This window comes from Sphingomonas koreensis (assembly GCF_002797435.1).
Classification (GTDB): domain Bacteria; phylum Pseudomonadota; class Alphaproteobacteria; order Sphingomonadales; family Sphingomonadaceae; genus Sphingomonas; species Sphingomonas koreensis.
Genome location: NZ_PGEN01000001.1, coordinates 1,284,748 through 1,301,079 on the forward strand (window position 1 = coordinate 1,284,748; position 16,332 = coordinate 1,301,079).

Below are 16,332 nucleotides of genomic sequence, written 5' to 3' on the forward strand. Positions count from 1 at the left end.
GATGCGCCACTTGCTACCTCTGCTTGTCACTATCGCCTTGCTAGCTGGATGCACGGCAGGGCCCGATTATGCAGGCCCCCCGGAAGTTGTGTCAGCAGACACGGGCACTCGCTTTGTGCGCGCTGGCAGTGATGTGAGCGCATCTGATCCGGTTGTCGCTCAATGGTGGCTGCTGCTTGGCGATCCCGAGTTGACGCGGCTGGTGGAGGCTGCGCTGTCCGGCAACCCCTCGCTCGCCGCAGCGCAGGCGCGCATTGCCCAGGCACGGGCATCCATCAGGCAAGACCGTGCGGGTCGAATGCCATCGCTTGGGGCACAGGCCACCACCGTGCAGGGCCGGCTTCCTGGTCTCGACCTTCAAGGCGGGGCGCCCCCCCCGTCAGAGCAAACCAATTCCGACGCAGAAACCGATGACTCGCTCAGCTTTTACAATGTGGGCCTTAACGCGAACTGGGAGCTGGAGTTCGCCGGTGGCTCGCGCAGGCGCATTGAGGCCAGCAATGCCCAAGCTGCTGCAACGGTGGCCAACGCAGAGGACGCAAAGGTCCAGTTGACTGCCCAAGTGGCCAGCACCTACGTCAATTTGCGGGAGGCCCAATTCCGCGCAGAGCAATTTGAGGCGCAGATTTCGTTGCAGGAAGAGATCCTGGCGCTGACATACCAACGCTATCAGCGCGGTGCATTGCCGCTTTTCCCGGTAAGCACCGCGAATGCCGAACTGGAGATGCTCAAGTCACAACTTGCCGAAGCTGAAGCGGATATCGCAGTCCTGTCTGATGCGCTCGCTATACTGACCGGACAGGTGCCGGGATCAGTTGATGCAGCGCTCACGACTGCGCGCTCCATTCCCATGCCGCCAGAGCAGGTCGCGATCGGCGATCCGGCAAGCCTGGTGGCGCGTCGGCCTGACATAAGGGCGGCCGAACGGTCTCTTGCCGCGTCGACGGCGCGGATCGGGGTGGCCGAGGCGGCGCGGTTCCCGAAATTGTCCTTCACAGGGATCCTGGGCCTCGGCGGATCCTCGTTGGACGACGTTGTCGATGTCGGCGAATTCTCCGCACTCGCGATCCCGCGCCTCCAGTGGAATTTTCTGGATTTCGGCAGGGTAGACGCTGCGATCGACCAAGCCGGGGCCGCGCGCAACGAAGCAGTCGCCAATTACCAGCAGACGGTGCTTCTGGCACTGCAAGACGCCGAACGTGCCTTGGCTCGCTTCGGCCAGCAGCGTGTTGCGCTCGCTGCCAGTATGCAAATCAAGAAGCAGGCTGACGACGCGGCGGACCTGAACCGCCAACGTTTTGCCGCAGGAGCGATCTCGAAGGCTGACCTCAACCGGGCCCTGCGAGAACAGCAGCAGGCCTCAGGAGACCTCGTCCGGGCAAGAGGCGCCCTTACCCTGTCGTGGATTGCGCTGCAGAAGTCGCTGGGCCTTGGGTGGCAAGAGCCTGTTCGAGATCAATAGTCCCGCCGCGCTGATCAATTGATCCGGTTGACGAGAAGTAGGCGCCCCTGCCGCTGGCGACCAACTTGTCGTCGGGCTCGAGAACCCGGGTTTCGGCCACCGAAATCTGTCGCCCGATCTTCACGATCTGTCCGTGAGCAGTGAGAGGTCCTGAGGTTGCAGGACGGTGGTAATCGACATGCAGATCGGCCTTCGCTCTCGCCGCGACGCCCCCGGCAAGCAGAGTATAAAGCCCGGTGAGGTCGACCAGTGAAGCCAGGATCCCTCCATGCGCCGACCCAATCATAGGGTTCGACACGATCTCTTCGCGCCATGGCATGGTGATCGCGATTGACTGGTCGGAGCATGTCGCAATCTCCAGCCCAAGCCATCGGTGAAACGGCGCGATATGCAGCATTTCCTGCAAGCGCTCTCGATCGATCATAGCTCCCTCGTCCCCTGTGGCTGAGCCGTATCGGATGAGTGATGGCGCCCTAGGAAATCGACGATAGCGGCGGAGAAGGCATCGTTCGCATCGCCCACGACCATGTGCGTGGCATCGGCAATATCGGTGTATTCTGCATGGGGGGCGAGTTGTCGCAGATGCAAAACGGCCTCTTCGGAAACAAGATCGCTAGAGCCGCCTCGGATGAGGTGAAGCGGAAGCGTGAGATTCGCCGCAGCTTGGCTCAGCATTGCCGATTGACGTTCTTGGCTGTCTGGGTCGCCTTGTCTGGCTGACATTATATTACGGATAAACACCGGGTCCCAGTGCCAATAGAAGCGCCCATCCGACTTCTGCCGCAGATAGTTTTTCAGACCATCGCTCGCGCCCCGCTTGGGACGATGCGGCATGTAGCGAGCGATCACGTCGGCCGCCTCCTCTGGTGAGGCGAAGCCGCTATCGACATGCTCTTCCATGAAACCAACCACGCGCATCACACCGCTGGGCTCCATGCGCGGGGCAATGTCGACCAATGTGAGTGAAGCAAAGCTACCTGGAGCAAGCTCCCCAGCGGCAATCAGTCCAGCGAGCCCGCCCAGTGAAGCGCCGACCAGCGCTGGCTTCTGGTCCAGGCGCGACGCTGCAGCGACCAGATCCGCCGCGAAGTCGCGCATTTCATAAGCTCCGCATGGCGACCAATCGCTGTCTCCGTGACCGCGCATGTCGAAGGCGATTGCGCGAAAGCCGGCTTGAGCCAGCTCGCTGACCACCCTTCTCCACGCGCGCCGTGTCTGCCCGCCGCCGTGCGCAAGAAGGACGGGTTTAGCGTAGGCATCCCCCTCAGCCTCGGCTGTAAGAGAAATCGCGCCTGCGCCCTCAATCGTAAAGGTTTCTCTCGCCATCTCTGGATGGTAGGAAAGGCGCGCTAAATAGTAAACCGATTTAGTTTGTGGCTCTCGGCTCCGTGTTGGCTGTCCTGCAGGGCGTTTCAACGACGGCAAAAGTCTATGCCAAGAGGGGTTTCTCCAGACCATGCTCTAATGCACCGGCTTGCGATTCGGTCAGCAGTCGCTGTCCGCTTAATCCGCTCAAAGATATAAAAGCTGCCTTTCCGCTTCCGGCCCACTTCCAGCCGGTCAGCTTTGCGCCCTTATTGTGTTGAAAAAGTCTGCCGCGCGTTTTGGTCAGCAATAATCGAATCTTGACGGGCCGTTCGACGCAGCAATGATTCAAGCGGCGAGACTGACCTGAATCATTATTGCCAAAAACTGGCCGCTGGGTCGTCAGCTTTGACTTTTTCAACACAATACGCCCTAATATCGGTCATTCCGAACCCTTCGGATTTAAACCGAAAGCCGCCATTCGTTCGCGCATCAAAACGAGGCGGCGCGGTTCATAGCTTGCTTGCCGACTGTCTGCGCGTTCCATCGATTAGCTCAATCAGCCACACTTTCTGGCGGGCCAACATGGCATCGTTGCGCGCCGCAATCAGCCGTTCGTGTTTCTGGCCCACAGACGGCCTTATTCACGCGAAAAAACCTGTAGGAATGCCGCACTATAATAAGCATAGGGCAGTATGCGCACACCTGTCACGAATTTTCGTGCAATTAAATGGCCCTTATCCTTTTCAGGCCTAAGCTCTTACTGCAAGATTTATTGAATTTTTCGTTGACAGGTAAGCCGGCTAGTTTTTCAATCGATGGAGCCAGCTTTCTACATAGCACACCAAGGCAACTAACTGCGCGGCGCTTCGAGGACAGCTTGGCCTTGGCTTGCGAACAGGTAAACCACATGCCCGCCAAGCGATGCCAGGGCCCCTTCGATATCAATCGGCAGGCCCCGCTCGCTGTTCGCGGCGAGCGCGCTCAGGATGGCATGCGCAGCCGCGGTTCCCAGCTCCTCTGCAGCGGTCAGCCCCTGTACGAAGGGGTTGCGCCCCAGCAGAAATGGCAACGACAGGCAATGCACGCGTTCCAGCGGGTTGCCGGGTTGCCCGAGCTTGAAGCCCTTCCCGGTGACGATTTCATCGAGGCTTGCCGACCGCGCGATGGCCAGGGCGCGGATCTGCATGCGCAGCGTTGGAAAGGGAAATTCCTCCTGCCCCAGAACGGCCTGCCCGCGTGCGTCGACGATGGAATCGAAGTGGTGCGTCACTCCGCGCGCAGCGATGTGCCAGCCGGCGCCTTTGTCGTCCCGCTCCATCGTATAGTCGGAACCGAGCGCATGGATTGCAAGGATACCGGCATCGTGCAACGCGATCAGCCGTTCGATCGAGAGCGGCGGAACAGCCGCATAATTGTCCACGAACACGCGCTTCAGCGAGCGGTTGAAGCGGGCGCGGTCGCCGTCCGACAAGTCCTTCACAATGGCGCCGAACGGCTCGTGCATGCGCAGCAGCGCATAACGCCAAGGCACGGTGCGGTGATGCCGCGCGTTGTAGTGCACTTCCAGCAGATTGCCGCGCGCCCATTCCAACGGATCGAAGTCGCTGCGGCGCTGCGCATAGCACTTGGAAAAGCCCTCCGGCGTCGTGCATCCCGGCCCGAGCGATCGTAGGAACGCCGGGTCGAGCCGCTCGAGCTGGTCGAGGAAGAGGCCGAATGCCCGGTCCAGATCGCCATCCTTGCCCATGACGATTGCAGCCAGCCGGTCGTCGGTAAACAGATCCAGCGGCTGATAGGGGATCGGGCAGAAGAAATCGGCTTCGGGCAGCAGCCCGCCGCGCGACATCATGGTGATGAGCGGACCCTGCGCCCGGTCGCATTGGTCGGTCGGCGCAAAGGTCAGGCGCCCGTCCACGGACTTGAAACGGCCGATCCGCATTGCATGATCGATCGCCACGTCGATTCCGCTCAGAGAGGTGCCAAGGATACCGAGCCGAATCGCGTCCGCCGAAAGATTTGGCTCGACGCTGCGCCCCAGGGCCGCCGGGTCGGCCCCGTGTGTCTTGGGCACCGAGTGCCCGGTGGCCAGAATCGCATGATCGAACGCGAGCGCGGCCTGCTGAGTGACAGCATCGCTCGTCACCCAGACCCCGCCCTCATGCGCGACAATATCGCTGACGCGGGTGCGCGTGTGCAGCGTGATGCGGTGGCCGCGCGCCGCGCCTTCATTCACCAGCGCGCCAAACTGGTCGGCGTAATAATCGCCCAGAACCACGCGCGGAAAAAAGTGTCGTTCGTGCAGGTCGGCATCCCCGATGCCCCAGCCATGGCGGGTTTCGGGCGGGATCCGCTGCAACCAGTCGAGCAGGGTCTCGCACACCGGCGGCAGTTCGATGCTGGCGATGTTGGACAGCATGGCCGGTGAGTTCTGCTGGCGATCGTAGGGCGTACCCACACCGGGCCGCGCCCCGGATTCAAAGATCAATATCGCCAGCGGTGCCTCTGACGTGATCAACCGCTTCAGGGCATAGACCGCGCTCGGCCCGGCCCCGATGATCGCCACGCGCGGCCGCGTTGGCTTGTTCGTATTCCTCAATCGAACACGCTGAAGGCGAGCAGCTTTTCGCGCACATCGCGATCCGCCCCGGCCGGGATCAGCGCCTCGATCGCGGCGCGGCGGTCCAGCGGGCTGGCGTCGAGATCGAGCCCGAGCATGGCGGTGTCGGGGAATGTCCGCTCCGTCGCAGGTTGATCAAGCACGACATCGAGCGCGCGGTGACGCGGATCGCGGTTGACCGTGGCAAACATCTGGCCAACCGCCTCCGGGCTGCCTTCGAGCACCTGCATGTAGCTATTGCCGTTGCCCAGCAGCAGGCCGGTGAGGCCCTTGCGCCGATTGCCCGCCTGCACTTCGTGAGCGAGCGCAAGCGCGGTGTCGGCCTGCGCGTTTTCCTGCGCGCCGGCGGTGCTGAGATAGATCAGCACGCGCAGCGGTGCCTCGGACAGCGTGCAGACATCGGCGGTGCCGGCCATGACGGGATCGTTGTCCTCCATGATCCGGCACCGCGCGTGGGTCAGGCCAGGTCGCGGACTTTGGGTTCGCGATCCCAGTGGCGCTTGGTGCCGACCTTGAGGAAGTCCTCCGGCTTGGGCACGCCCGCGTCAGGCTCGATATTCGCCTTGGGCAGGATATGCTCGCGCGTGCCGCCACAGGCGCCGATGGTCTTGCAGTGATACCAGGCGTCGGCAAACCAGGCGACCGCGCCCACATCCTTGGCCAGTTCCTGCGCCTGGTCGGGCATCAGGATGGCGACCACCGCATCGAACACCACCGAAGGCGTGCCCGCGAGCTGGCCATCGGCCTTGAGTGTGCCGCCCTTGACCTTGATCTCGCCCACCTTGGGCGCGACCAGCTTAACCGTACCGCCGTCCTTTTCGACGCCCGCCTTGATCTCGTCGATCATCGCCTTGTCCGAACCCTCGGCGTAGAGAATGCCCACGCAGCGGCCCTCGAACACGGGCTTTTCCTGCTTCTGGATCGACAGTGCATCGGACAGCGCCATATCGATCGGTTCCTTCGCGGCCTTGGCCTTTTCCGGGAGGTCCATCGCCAGACCGGCGGCCACGCGCTTGGCCAGATCCTCGTCGATATTGCGAAGACGGCTCATCACCCGGTTGCGGACATGCTCCAGCGTCACCTTCGACAGCTCGAACACGATAGCCGAGCAGATGTGCGCCTGTTCGTTATCGGTCTGCGAACGATAGAACAGCCGTGCCTGGCTGTAGTGGTCGGCGAAGGTTTCCGCACGGATGCGCAGCTTCTCGCCGCCATCGTTGCGTTCGTCATTGGCGGCAAAGCTGGTGAAGCCGGTTTCCGGGCATTCGCGCGGGCCGCCGTCCTCGCCCGCTTCGGCAAGGCTGTTGGGCTCGTAATTGGCGCGGCCCGTGGGCACCAGCGTCTGCATCATCCCGTCGCGCTGGAAATTGTGGAACGGGCACTTGGGCGCGTTGATCGGGATCTGGTGGAAATTGGTCGTGCCCAGCCGCGATTTCTGCGTGTCGAGATAGCTGAACAGCCGCCCTTGCAGCAGCGGATCGTTCGAGAAATCGATCCCCGGCACCACATTGGTGGGCAGGAAGGCGACCTGCTCGGTCTCGGCAAAGAAATTGTCGACATTACGGTTCAGCGTCATGCGCCCGATGATGTCGACCGGGATTTCCTCTTCGGGAATCAGCTTGGTCGCATCGAGCACGTCATAGGGCTGCTTGGCGGCCCACGCCTCGTCGAACACCTGGATGCCCAGGTCCCATGCCGGATAGTGCCCGCCATCGATCGCTTCGTGGAGATCGCGGCGGTGGAAATCGGGGTCGGCCCCGGCCAGCTTCACTGCCTCATCCCAAGTGGTGGAGGCAAGGCCCAGCACCGGCTTCCAGTGGAACTTGACGAAGCTGCCCTTGCCCTCGGCATTGACGAGCCGGAAGGTGTGGACGCCGAACCCTTCCATGTTGCGCAGCGTGCGCGGGATCGCGCGGTCGGACATCGCCCACATGATCATGTGCATGGACTCGGGCATCAGGCTGATGAAATCCCAGAACGTGTCATGCGCGCTGGCCGCTTGCGGATAGCCGCGATCGGCCTCCATCTTCACCGAATGGACGAGGTCGGGGAACTTGATCGCGTCCTGGATGAAGAACACCGGGATGTTGTTGCCGACCAGGTCCCAGTTGCCGTCTTCGGTGTAGAGCTTGACCGCAAAGCCGCGCACGTCGCGCGGGGTGTCGACCGATCCAGCGCCGCCCGCGACGGTGGAGAAACGGGTGAACACGGGGCAGCTGTTGCCGGCCTTGGAGAATAGCTTGGCCTTGGTCAGTTCGGGGATCGCCTTGGTGACTTCGAACACGCCGTGCGCGCCGGAACCGCGGGCGTGGACGATACGCTCGGGGATACGTTCGTGATCGAAGTGAAAGATCTTCTCGCGCAGAACGAAGTCTTCCAGCAGTGTCGGCCCGCGCGCGCCGGCTTTGAGGCTGTTCTGGTTGTCCGCAATGCGATGGCCGTGGTTGTCGGTGAGATGCGCCACCGTATCGCTATGATCGCCGCTATCGGGCACCTGCTGATGCACTTCGCCAGCATTGCCCAGCTCGGTGTCGAAATCGGTCTCGCCCAGACCCGGGTTGTGGTGGTGCAGCGAATTGTCGCCCGCCGGGCCGCGTGGCCGCTCCCCCTTGTCGATCGCGCGGCCACCGAAAGGACCGGTTTTGTCCACGTTGGGAACTGGCTTCACGATGATCGGGTCGGGGTTGATGTCATGGGCGGTCGTCTGAACTTTTTTAGCCATCGTTCATCCTCTAATTTTTGCCCCGGGTCGGGGCAACATCGATAAAGTGCCCGCAGGGGTCCCGATATCCAGCGATCGTCGATCAAGATACGCTAGCTGCAAAGATCTTAGCGGCCTTCGCACATGGAGCGACTCATCTTTTCGGCCATAACGGAAAAAAGGAGTGCGATGCCATACCGCCCGCCGATCAGAACGCTCCCGCTCCATGCGGTGACGCCAAACTTGCCATCGCGAGGGAATTGGAATGTCGCATTGTAGAAGGCCTTCCCGGCTCCTTGCTATTCGGTTTCCTAGCGACCGATCTCGAGCCTTTGCTTTCGGCGGATAGGAAAAGGTGCCGCAGTCGGAATTATCTGTTAGTTAGCGCTGTCAATTGTCTGGCAGTTCGTGACGTGACCCCCGGCTTTCCCCCAACTGGGATTAGAGCCGCGCGGTTGTTTTGCGCTTGAGCGCGGTTGAAGCAATGGGCTGCGTAGCGGAGCCCGGAGGGCGTAGCGAATCAGTCCATTGCTTATCCAGTTCGGCGGCGAACGCCGCCGGTGTTGCGTATCCAAGGGATGAGTGTGGTCTCTCCCGATTGTAGTCCTCGACCCAGGCGGCGATCTCGACCCGGGCGTGGGCAAGGCTGAGGAACAGCGTCTCGTTGAGCAGTTCGTCGCGCATGCGGCCGTTGAAGCTCTCGACGTAGCCGTTCTGCACCGGCTTGCCCGGCGCGATGTAGTGCCGCTCAACGCCGATCTCCCCGCACCATGCCAGCACCGCATTGCTCGTGAGTTCGGTCCCGTTGTCGCTGACGATCATCCCCGGTTTGCCGCGCTGTGCGATCAGCTCCGTCAACTCGCGCACGACACGGCCGCCTGAGATCGATGTGTCGGGCACCGCCGCAAGGCACTCCCGGGTCACGTCATCGACCACGTTCAGCACGCGGAACCGTCGTCCTGACGCCATTTGGTCGTGCACGAAGTCGAGGCTCCAGCGCTGGTTCGGTAGGGCCAGCACCGGAGCAGGCGCCCGTGTTCCAACAGCACGCTTGCGGCTCCGGCGTCGCCTGACCGCCAATCCCTCCTCACGGTAAAGACGCTGGGTTTTCTTGCGGTTGATCATCACCCCCTCCCGGCGCAGCAGGATATGCAGGCGACGATAGCCGAACCGGCGTCGCTGGTTCGCCAGCTCGCGCAGCTTCTCGCGAAGCTCGGCATCGTCAGCCCGCTGGGAGCGATATCGCACGCTCTTACGGTCGGCTCCGATCACATGACACGCCCGCCGCTCGCTCATCCCGTGACAATCCTGGAGATGAGCAACAGCTTCCCGCTTCGCGGCGGGCGTCAGAACTTTTTTGTCAGAAGATCCTTCAGCGCAGCGTTGTTCAGCATCGCATCGGCCAACAAGCGCTTGAGCCTGCCGTTCTCATCCTCGAGCGAGCGCAGCCGCTTTGCCTCGGACACCTCCAGTCCGCCGTACTTCGCCTTCCAGTTGTAGATCGTCGCTTCCGACACACCGTGTCGGCGGGCCAGGTCCGCGGTCTTCGCCCCCGCCTCCGCTTCCTTCAGCACGCCAATGATCTGCTCTTCAGAAAACCTCGTTCGCTTCATCTCGTCCGTCCTTCTCTCAGGGGCGGACTCTAATCCAGCGTGGAGGAAAATCGGGGGTCACGTCACTATTCCAAGGGCGGCACACAGCGATCTGATCACGGCTCGGCATCCAGAGGCTCGATACAATCGCGACGCTCATCAAAAAGGTGCAAACTGACGCTACATGCCATTAGAGACTGAGGAAGAGGTTGCTTCGAATTATCGTCCGCCGTTATGGCCTTGGCACGACTAAAGGATTTCAAACTCTTGCAAGATGCTGCCTCCAAGCGGAAATTCCGCGACACGAATTCCTGGTGGTCTATCGTCGGCCTCGTTGCCGGGATCGGCTTCTTCCTGGTCAGCGCGATCCTTTCGTATTCGAACGTCCTCAGCATGCGCGAGAACGAGGAACGGATCCGCGTTACGCACGAGGTGCTGACGTCGCTCGATGAGCTCATGATAGCGGTGCTCGGCGTGGAAACTGGTAGCAGAGGCTATGTCCTGACCGGCAAAGACCAATATCTTGAAGCTTATCGAACCGGAGCTGCCAGCGCGCGACAAAACCTGGGGAAGTTGGAAGCTTTTGCAAATGACAATGCCGCCGAGGATGAGGACCTCGACCGGCTCCGGACCCTGATCGACGAAAAACTCCGTTTCTCCCGGTTGGCCATCGAGACTCGTCGCGATCAGGGCTTCGATCCGGCGATCGCGATGATCGACAGCGACCAGGGCAAGATCGCGATGGATGCGATCCGTTTGGAGATGGCGCAGAGAAACCGCGCGGAGACGACAGAGCGCCAGCAGCGCATCGCCGAACTGGCTGCGGCGTCCAGTGCAACGCTCGTCAGCGCCATGGTCACTAGCCTTATTGGCATCGCCTTGACCATCGCGATATTCCTGCTGCTCATGCGCGGAAACCGCCTGCGCGAACGTCAGCGTTGGCTGCAAACCGCGCAGGTGGAGCTTAGCGAAGCGATGCGCGGCGAGAAGACTGTCCCGCAGCTGGGCGCCGCGGTGCTTGCCTTCCTCGCCGAGAGGACCGGGGCTAACGCAGGCGCGATCTTCAAGGGAGAAGGAGGCACGTTCAACCGTGCAGCCATGCTCGGGGTGACCGACGCGGCAGCGGTGCCCGAAACGTTTGCCTTCAACGAAGGCTTGCTCGGCAAGGTGGCGGCAGACGGACACCCGACCGAGCTTGCGGATATCCCGGACGGTTATCTCAAGATCGGTTCCGCACTTGGCAGCGATACGCCGCGCCATCTCGTGGTCGCCCCGGCTTTCAATGAAGGTTCGGTCAATGCCGTCATCGAACTCGGATTTTTCGATGCGGTGGATGACCGGGTACGAGAACTGCTCGATACCGTTTCAGGCTCGATCGGCGTCGCCCTGCGCTCGGCGCGTTTCCGCGAGCGCCTGCAGGACGCGCTGGAGGAAACGCAGCGCCAGGCTAGCGAACTGCAGGCGCAAAGCGAGGAATTGCGGGTCTCCAACGAGGAACTGGAGGAGCAGGGGAATGCGTTGAAGGAAACGCAAGCCCGGCTGGAACTGCAGCAGGTCGAACTGGAACAGACCAACAGCCAGCTTGAAGAACAAGCGCAGGCTCTGGAGGGCCAGCGTGACGAGCTTTCGCGCGCCGCTGCCTCGCTGCAGCTTAAGGCTCGCGAGCTTGAGCAGGCCAGCCAGTACAAGTCTGACTTCCTTGCCAACATGAGCCACGAGCTGCGCACGCCGCTCAATTCGCTGCTGATCCTTTCCAAGCTGCTGGGCGACAATGCCGACGGCAACCTTTCGGCCGAACAGGTCAAGTTTGCCCGCACGATCGAATCTTCGGGCAACGACCTCCTGACCCTTATCAACGACATCCTCGATCTGTCGAAAATCGAGGCGGGTCACGTCGAGATCCAGGCGACCCAGGTCTCCACGGAGCGGCTCGCTTCGGACCTGCGAAAGATGTTCGAGCCGCTGGCGCAGCAGCGTGGGCTGGAACTCGACATCGCGCTTGCCGACGATGCGCCGCGTTCCATCGAGACCGATCGACAGCGGCTGGAACAGGTACTCAAGAACCTGCTTTCGAACGCGATCAAGTTCACCGAACGGGGCAGCGTTACCCTGTCGATCTCCAGCAAGGATGACGACCAGATCGAATTCGCGGTCGCCGACACCGGGATCGGCATCGCACCGGAGCAGCGCGACGCGATATTCGACGCCTTCCGCCAGGCCGACGGCACAATCAGCCGCAAGTTCGGCGGCACCGGGCTCGGCCTCTCGATTTCGCGCGAACTGGTCCGCCTGCTGGGCGGAACGATCCGGGTCACGAGCGAAGAAGGCAAGGGAAGCACGTTCATCGTGGACGTGCCTGCCACTTACGATCCCGCCACCGTCGCGCCGCGCGCTGCCGCGCCGGCGGGTAAGGAACCGCCGGCAACAGCCCCGGCAACTGTACAAGCCGCGACCAGGCCGAAGGGCCGGACCAATACGACACCCAAGGGGCCGGTCATCGACGACGACCGGGCGGTCCTGTCCGGTGACAAGCGCGTATTGCTCGTGATCGAGGACGACAGCAGATTTGCCGGTATCGTGTGCGACCTGTCACGCGAAATGGGTTTCGAATGCCTCGTGGCCGGCACCGCGCAGGAAGCGATCGACCTTGCCCGCGAGTACCGGCCCAGCGCCATCGTGCTCGACATCGGTCTGCCCGATCAGTCGGGCCTTACCGTTCTGGACCGGCTCAAGCATGAAGACAGGACACGGCACATACCGATCCACGTTATCTCCGGTTCGGACCAGGCCCAGACAGCGATGGCATTGGGTGCGATCGGCTTCCTTGAAAAGCCCGCCCCCCGCGAACGGCTGGCAGAGGTGCTGGCCATGCTGCAGCAGAAACTGGCATCGCGCGTTCGGCGTGTGCTCATCGTCGAGGACGACGCGGTCCAGCGTGAGGCGGTCAGTCAGCTGCTCGGATCGCAGGATGTCGAGACTGTCGGCGTCGGCACGGTCGCCGAATGTCTGGAGGAACTGCGCGGCGGCCAGTACGATTGCATGGTCCTCGACCTCGCGCTGCCCGATGCCACCGGCTTTTCCCTGCTCGAGACGCTAAGCGAGGAAGGCGAGGGTCCGCTTCCTCCGGTAATCGTCTACACCGGGCGGGACCTTTCGGCCGACGAGGAGCAGCGCCTGCGTCGTTATTCCAGTTCCATCATCATCAAGGGCGCCAAGTCGCCCGAGCGCCTGCTGGACGAGGTTTCGCTGTTCCTGCACCAGGTCGTTTCCGACTTGCCTGCCGAACAGCGCCAGATGATCGAGAAAGCGCGTCACCGTGATGCGGCGCTCGAAGGCCGCCGCATCCTCATCGTCGAGGATGACGTGCGCAACGTCTACTCGCTCACCAGCGTTCTGGAGCCCCGCGGCGCACTGACGCGGATCGCGCGCAACGGGCAGGAGGCGATCGATGCGCTGGAGGAAGCGGCGGGCGATCCTGACAACACGATCGACTTGGTGCTGATGGACGTCATGATGCCGGTGATGGACGGCCTCACCGCCGCTCGCGCCATCCGTGCCGATGCGCGCTGGAAGAAGCTGCCCATTGTCATGCTCACCGCCAAGGCCATGCCCGACGACCAGCAGAAATGCATCGATGCGGGCGCCAACGATTACATGTCAAAGCCGATCGACGTGGACAAGTTGCTTTCACTGGTACGGGTATGGATGCCCAGGTGATGCGCACCAGAATGACGGACGCCGGTGCTGCGAACGAGAGCATCGAGGACATCGAGATCCAGCTTCTGCTGGACGCACTCTATCGGCATTATCACTACGATTTTCGGCACTATGCCCGCGCCTCAATCAAGCGGCGGCTGCTGCAGGCGCGGACACAGTTGGGCTACGACAGCATTTCCGACATCCAGTCGGCCGTCCTGCACGACGAGACGATCCTGCCGCGTTTGCTAAACTTCCTCACCGTTCAGGTGAGCGAGATGTTTCGCGACCCTTCGTATTTTCGCGCCCTGCGCGAAAGCGTCGTGCCTCACCTCAGGACCTACCCCTCGCTCAAGGTATGGGTCGCGGGATGCAGCCATGGCGAGGAGCTTTATTCGCTGGCGATCCTCTTCGCCGAGGAAGGGCTGGCCGACCGTACCATCTTCTACGCAACGGACATCAACCCGGCGGCGCTGCGCGCGGCGCAGGCGGGCATTTATCCGCTGGACCGGATCCGCCAGTTCACGGAAAACCATCGCCAGTCCGGCGGTCATTCATCTTTATCTGAATACTATACCGCGGACTACGACAGGGCCGTGTTTGACAAGGCCCTGCGCGAACGAGCCGTTTTCTCCGATCATAGCCTGGTGACCGACGCCGCGTTCGGCGAGATGCACCTCGTTTCATGCCGCAACGTGCTGATCTACTTCGACCGCGAATTGCAGGACCGGGTCGTGGGACTGTTCGGCGAATCGCTCGCGCGCGGCGGATTCCTAGGCGTCGGGTCGAAGGAAAGCCTGCGCTTCTCGGCCCACGCCGACATGTTCTCGGAGTTCGTGCGCGAGGAAAAGATCTATCGAAGGAACACTCGGTGAGCCTTCAGGCAGTCGTCATCGGCGCGTCGGCGGGCGGCGTGCAGGCCCTTTCGCAGGTGCTGCCGGCCTTGCCCGTGGACTTTCCCATTCCCGTCATCGTCGTCGTCCATATCCCGCCACGGCGCGATAACGCCTTGGTCGATCTGTTCGCCGACAAATGCCGCATCCCTGTAAAGGAAGCGGAGGATAAGGAGCCGCTGGAACCGGGAACGATCTATTTCGCGCCGTCCGATTATCATCTTCTCGTCGAGGCGGGCGGCTCGCTCGCTCTATCCTCGGACGAGCCGGTCAATCACTCGCGACCCGCAATCGACGTGCTGTTCGAAAGCGCGGCAGACGCGTTCGGAAGCGAGCTGGCCGGGATTGTCCTGACGGGAGCGAACAGCGATGGCGCAGCGGGATTGCGCGCTATATGTGCGGCAGGCGGGAAAGGTATCGTACAGGATCCGGCCTCGGCGGAAGTGGCGACAATGCCCCACGCTGCGCTTGCCGCGGCCCCGGGTTCGCAAGCGATGCGGTTGGAAGACATCCACCCTGCGCTGGAGGCCATGATCGCGCTATGACCAACAACGTCAAATTCCTGTTGGTCGACGATCTCGAGGAAAACCTCGTCGCGCTCGAAGCCTTGCTTGCGCGCGAAGGGCTGGAGCTGCATTTGGCGCGCAGCGGCGAAGATGCGCTCGAACTGATGCTGGCGAACGATTATGCGCTGGCGCTGCTCGACGTGCAGATGCCCGGCATGGACGGGTTCGAACTGGCCGAGATAATGCGCGCGAACGAGCGATCGCGGCATATCCCGATCATTTTCGTGACGGCGGGAAGCGGCGATGCCGCACGCCGCTTTCGAGGTTACGAGGCGGGAGCGGTCGATTTCATCCAAAAGCCGATCGAAGCCGACATCCTGCGCTCCAAATCGAATGTCTTCCTGGACCTGTATGCCCAGCGGCAGCAGATCACCGCCCAGCGCGACGAACTCGCAACGCTCAGCGCTGCGCTACAGGCTGCCGATCAGCAGAAAAACCGGTTTCTCGCGGTGCTGGCGCACGAGTTGCGCAATCCGTTGGCGGTCCTTGCCGCCGGTCTCAGCATTCTGGAGAGGAAAAGGGATCCGGAGGTCATTGGAAACGTCCGCACGTCGATGCGGCAGCATCTCGGGCACATGACCCGTCTCGTCGACGACCTGCTCGACATCAACCGCATCGAGCACGGAAAAATCTCGCTGCGCCGGGAGAAAGTGCTGCTGGCCGACATCCTTCCCTCCGCGCTGGAAGTCGCGGTTCCGGCAATCGAGTCAGGGAATCACACGCTCGCAGTGAACGTTCCGGAACAGCCGATACTACTCGACGTCGACAAGGCGCGCTTCATTCAGATGGTCAGCAATGTCGTTGGCAATGCGGCACGGTACACGCCGAAGGGCGGGCGCATCGAGGTCACCGCAAGTGGCAGCGGAAACAGCGCCAGCATTGTCGTTTCCGACAACGGTGTCGGCATCCCAGCCGACCAGCAGTCGCGCATTTTCGAGCTCTTCGAGCAATCCAATGCAGGAATGGTCGTGATAGGCGACGGGCTGGGAATCGGGCTGGCCCTCGTCAAGCAACTTGCCGAACTGCATGGCGGGACAATCCGGCTGGTAAGCAGCGTACCTGGCGAAGGAAGTACTTTCGAGATCCAGCTTCCGACCGGAAACCACTAGCGCGATTAAGCTTACCGCTGAACTTTCGTACTTGAAGCTCGCAACACCAATCCAGGAACCCAAATAGTCAGGAGGGATCCCGTCGGATGGCAGTTGATTGTCGGATTTCAAGGTCGCAGCGCCTATAAGCCGCCAGTCCGCTTGCGGCCCAATAGCAGCTGGGCAGCTGTTGGCATGAGCTGCCGGTCGGTAATGCGCCGAACCCCGGCCATTCACAGCCAGCGATGCGTGGCCCAAAACCAGTCGTTTGCAAATAGGCCCCTATGGCAGTGGACGGGCGTCCAATCTCGCGCGAAACCTAAGCACCAATATCCCTAGAACGCGAGAACATGCCCCAAGCCCGTTCGCTGCCCCACCACAGGCCAGCAAAGCCGCAAAGCGTGACGCC

12 protein-coding genes are annotated in these 16,332 nt (G+C 61.9%); 5 read left to right on the top strand and 7 right to left on the bottom strand.

Annotated features, from left to right (window positions below; all coding sequences use genetic code 11):
• The first annotated feature begins 1 nt into the window (after position 1).
• On the top strand, positions 2-1,462 hold the full coding sequence (locus tag BDW16_RS06045) for an efflux transporter outer membrane subunit (RefSeq protein ID WP_083954476.1): 1,461 nt from the start codon (positions 2-4) through the stop codon (positions 1,460-1,462).
• Here the strand turns inward: BDW16_RS06045 and BDW16_RS06050 are convergent.
• From BDW16_RS06050 to BDW16_RS06075, 7 genes are all read right to left on the bottom strand, one after another.
• A complete protein-coding gene (locus BDW16_RS06050) occupies positions 1,392-1,886 on the bottom strand; it encodes a hotdog fold thioesterase (protein WP_083954475.1) in 495 nt (164 codons plus the stop codon). The two genes, BDW16_RS06045 and BDW16_RS06050, sit on opposite strands and share 71 nt — an antisense overlap.
• Positions 1,883-2,788: an alpha/beta fold hydrolase gene (locus BDW16_RS06055; protein ID WP_066581753.1), complete on the bottom strand. Its 906-nt coding sequence runs from the start codon at positions 2,786-2,788 to the stop codon at positions 1,883-1,885. The genes BDW16_RS06050 and BDW16_RS06055 overlap by 4 nt, the downstream gene beginning before the upstream one ends.
• A gap of 103 nt (positions 2,789-2,891) precedes the next feature.
• Positions 2,892-3,188, bottom strand: a complete 297-nt coding sequence (locus tag BDW16_RS21055) for a hypothetical protein (protein WP_125958876.1) — start codon at positions 3,186-3,188, stop codon at positions 2,892-2,894.
• A gap of 432 nt (positions 3,189-3,620) precedes the next feature.
• Complete coding sequence (locus BDW16_RS06060; protein WP_051586985.1) at positions 3,621-5,333, bottom strand: FAD/NAD(P)-binding protein; 1,713 nt, start codon at positions 5,331-5,333, stop codon at positions 3,621-3,623.
• A gap of 29 nt (positions 5,334-5,362) precedes the next feature.
• Positions 5,363-5,803 (bottom strand): BLUF domain-containing protein, encoded by a 441-nt coding sequence (locus BDW16_RS06065; protein ID WP_157926329.1) that lies wholly within the window; start codon positions 5,801-5,803, stop codon positions 5,363-5,365.
• A 41-nt stretch (positions 5,804-5,844) separates the two neighbouring features.
• A complete protein-coding gene (locus tag BDW16_RS06070; protein ID WP_081799113.1) occupies positions 5,845-8,109 on the bottom strand; it encodes a catalase in 2,265 nt (754 codons plus the stop codon).
• Between the two features lie 420 nt (positions 8,110-8,529).
• Positions 8,530-9,701 (bottom strand): IS3 family transposase gene (locus tag BDW16_RS06075; protein WP_100362716.1). Its coding sequence is split into 2 segments (ribosomal slippage): positions 8,530-9,449 and positions 9,449-9,701, totalling 1,173 coding nucleotides; the frame shifts between segments, so codons are not numbered across the junction.
• 372 nt (positions 9,702-10,073) lie between these two features.
• Between BDW16_RS06075 and BDW16_RS06080 the strand changes: the two genes are divergently transcribed.
• Genes BDW16_RS06080 through BDW16_RS06095 form a run of 4 tightly spaced genes read left to right on the top strand, consistent with a single transcriptional unit; the run spans position 10,074 to position 15,944 of the window.
• A complete protein-coding gene (locus BDW16_RS06080; RefSeq protein WP_231733310.1) occupies positions 10,074-13,397 on the top strand; it encodes a response regulator in 3,324 nt (1,107 codons plus the stop codon).
• Positions 13,382-14,251 (top strand): CheR family methyltransferase, encoded by an 870-nt coding sequence (locus tag BDW16_RS06085; protein ID WP_081799108.1) that lies wholly within the window; start codon positions 13,382-13,384, stop codon positions 14,249-14,251. The genes BDW16_RS06080 and BDW16_RS06085 overlap by 16 nt, the downstream gene beginning before the upstream one ends.
• The gene (locus tag BDW16_RS06090; RefSeq protein WP_036527602.1) at positions 14,248-14,814 is read left to right on the top strand and encodes a chemotaxis protein CheB; all 567 of its coding nucleotides are present in this window, start codon (positions 14,248-14,250) and stop codon (positions 14,812-14,814) included. Before BDW16_RS06085 ends, BDW16_RS06090 begins: the two co-directional genes overlap by 4 nt.
• Positions 14,811-15,944, top strand: coding sequence for a hybrid sensor histidine kinase/response regulator (locus tag BDW16_RS06095; protein WP_053556533.1), 1,134 nt, complete (start codon positions 14,811-14,813; stop codon positions 15,942-15,944). The genes BDW16_RS06090 and BDW16_RS06095 overlap by 4 nt, the downstream gene beginning before the upstream one ends.
• The last annotated feature ends 388 nt before the right edge of the window (positions 15,945-16,332 follow it).

Coding starts and splice junctions, on each gene's coding strand:
- BDW16_RS06070 (WP_081799113.1), bottom strand. CDS start 8,109: ATGGCTAAAAAAGTTCAGACGACCGCCCATGACATCAACCCCGACCCG.
- BDW16_RS06085 (WP_081799108.1), top strand. CDS start 13,382: ATGGATGCCCAGGTGATGCGCACCAGAATGACGGACGCCGGTGCTGCG.
- BDW16_RS06080 (WP_231733310.1), top strand. CDS start 10,074: ATGCGCGAGAACGAGGAACGGATCCGCGTTACGCACGAGGTGCTGACG.
- BDW16_RS06065 (WP_157926329.1), bottom strand. CDS start 5,803: ATGGCCGGCACCGCCGATGTCTGCACGCTGTCCGAGGCACCGCTGCGC.
- BDW16_RS06045 (WP_083954476.1), top strand. CDS start 2: ATGCGCCACTTGCTACCTCTGCTTGTCACTATCGCCTTGCTAGCTGGA.
- BDW16_RS06055 (WP_066581753.1), bottom strand. CDS start 2,788: ATGGCGAGAGAAACCTTTACGATTGAGGGCGCAGGCGCGATTTCTCTT.
- BDW16_RS06050 (WP_083954475.1), bottom strand. CDS start 1,886: ATGATCGATCGAGAGCGCTTGCAGGAAATGCTGCATATCGCGCCGTTT.
- BDW16_RS06095 (WP_053556533.1), top strand. CDS start 14,811: ATGACCAACAACGTCAAATTCCTGTTGGTCGACGATCTCGAGGAAAAC.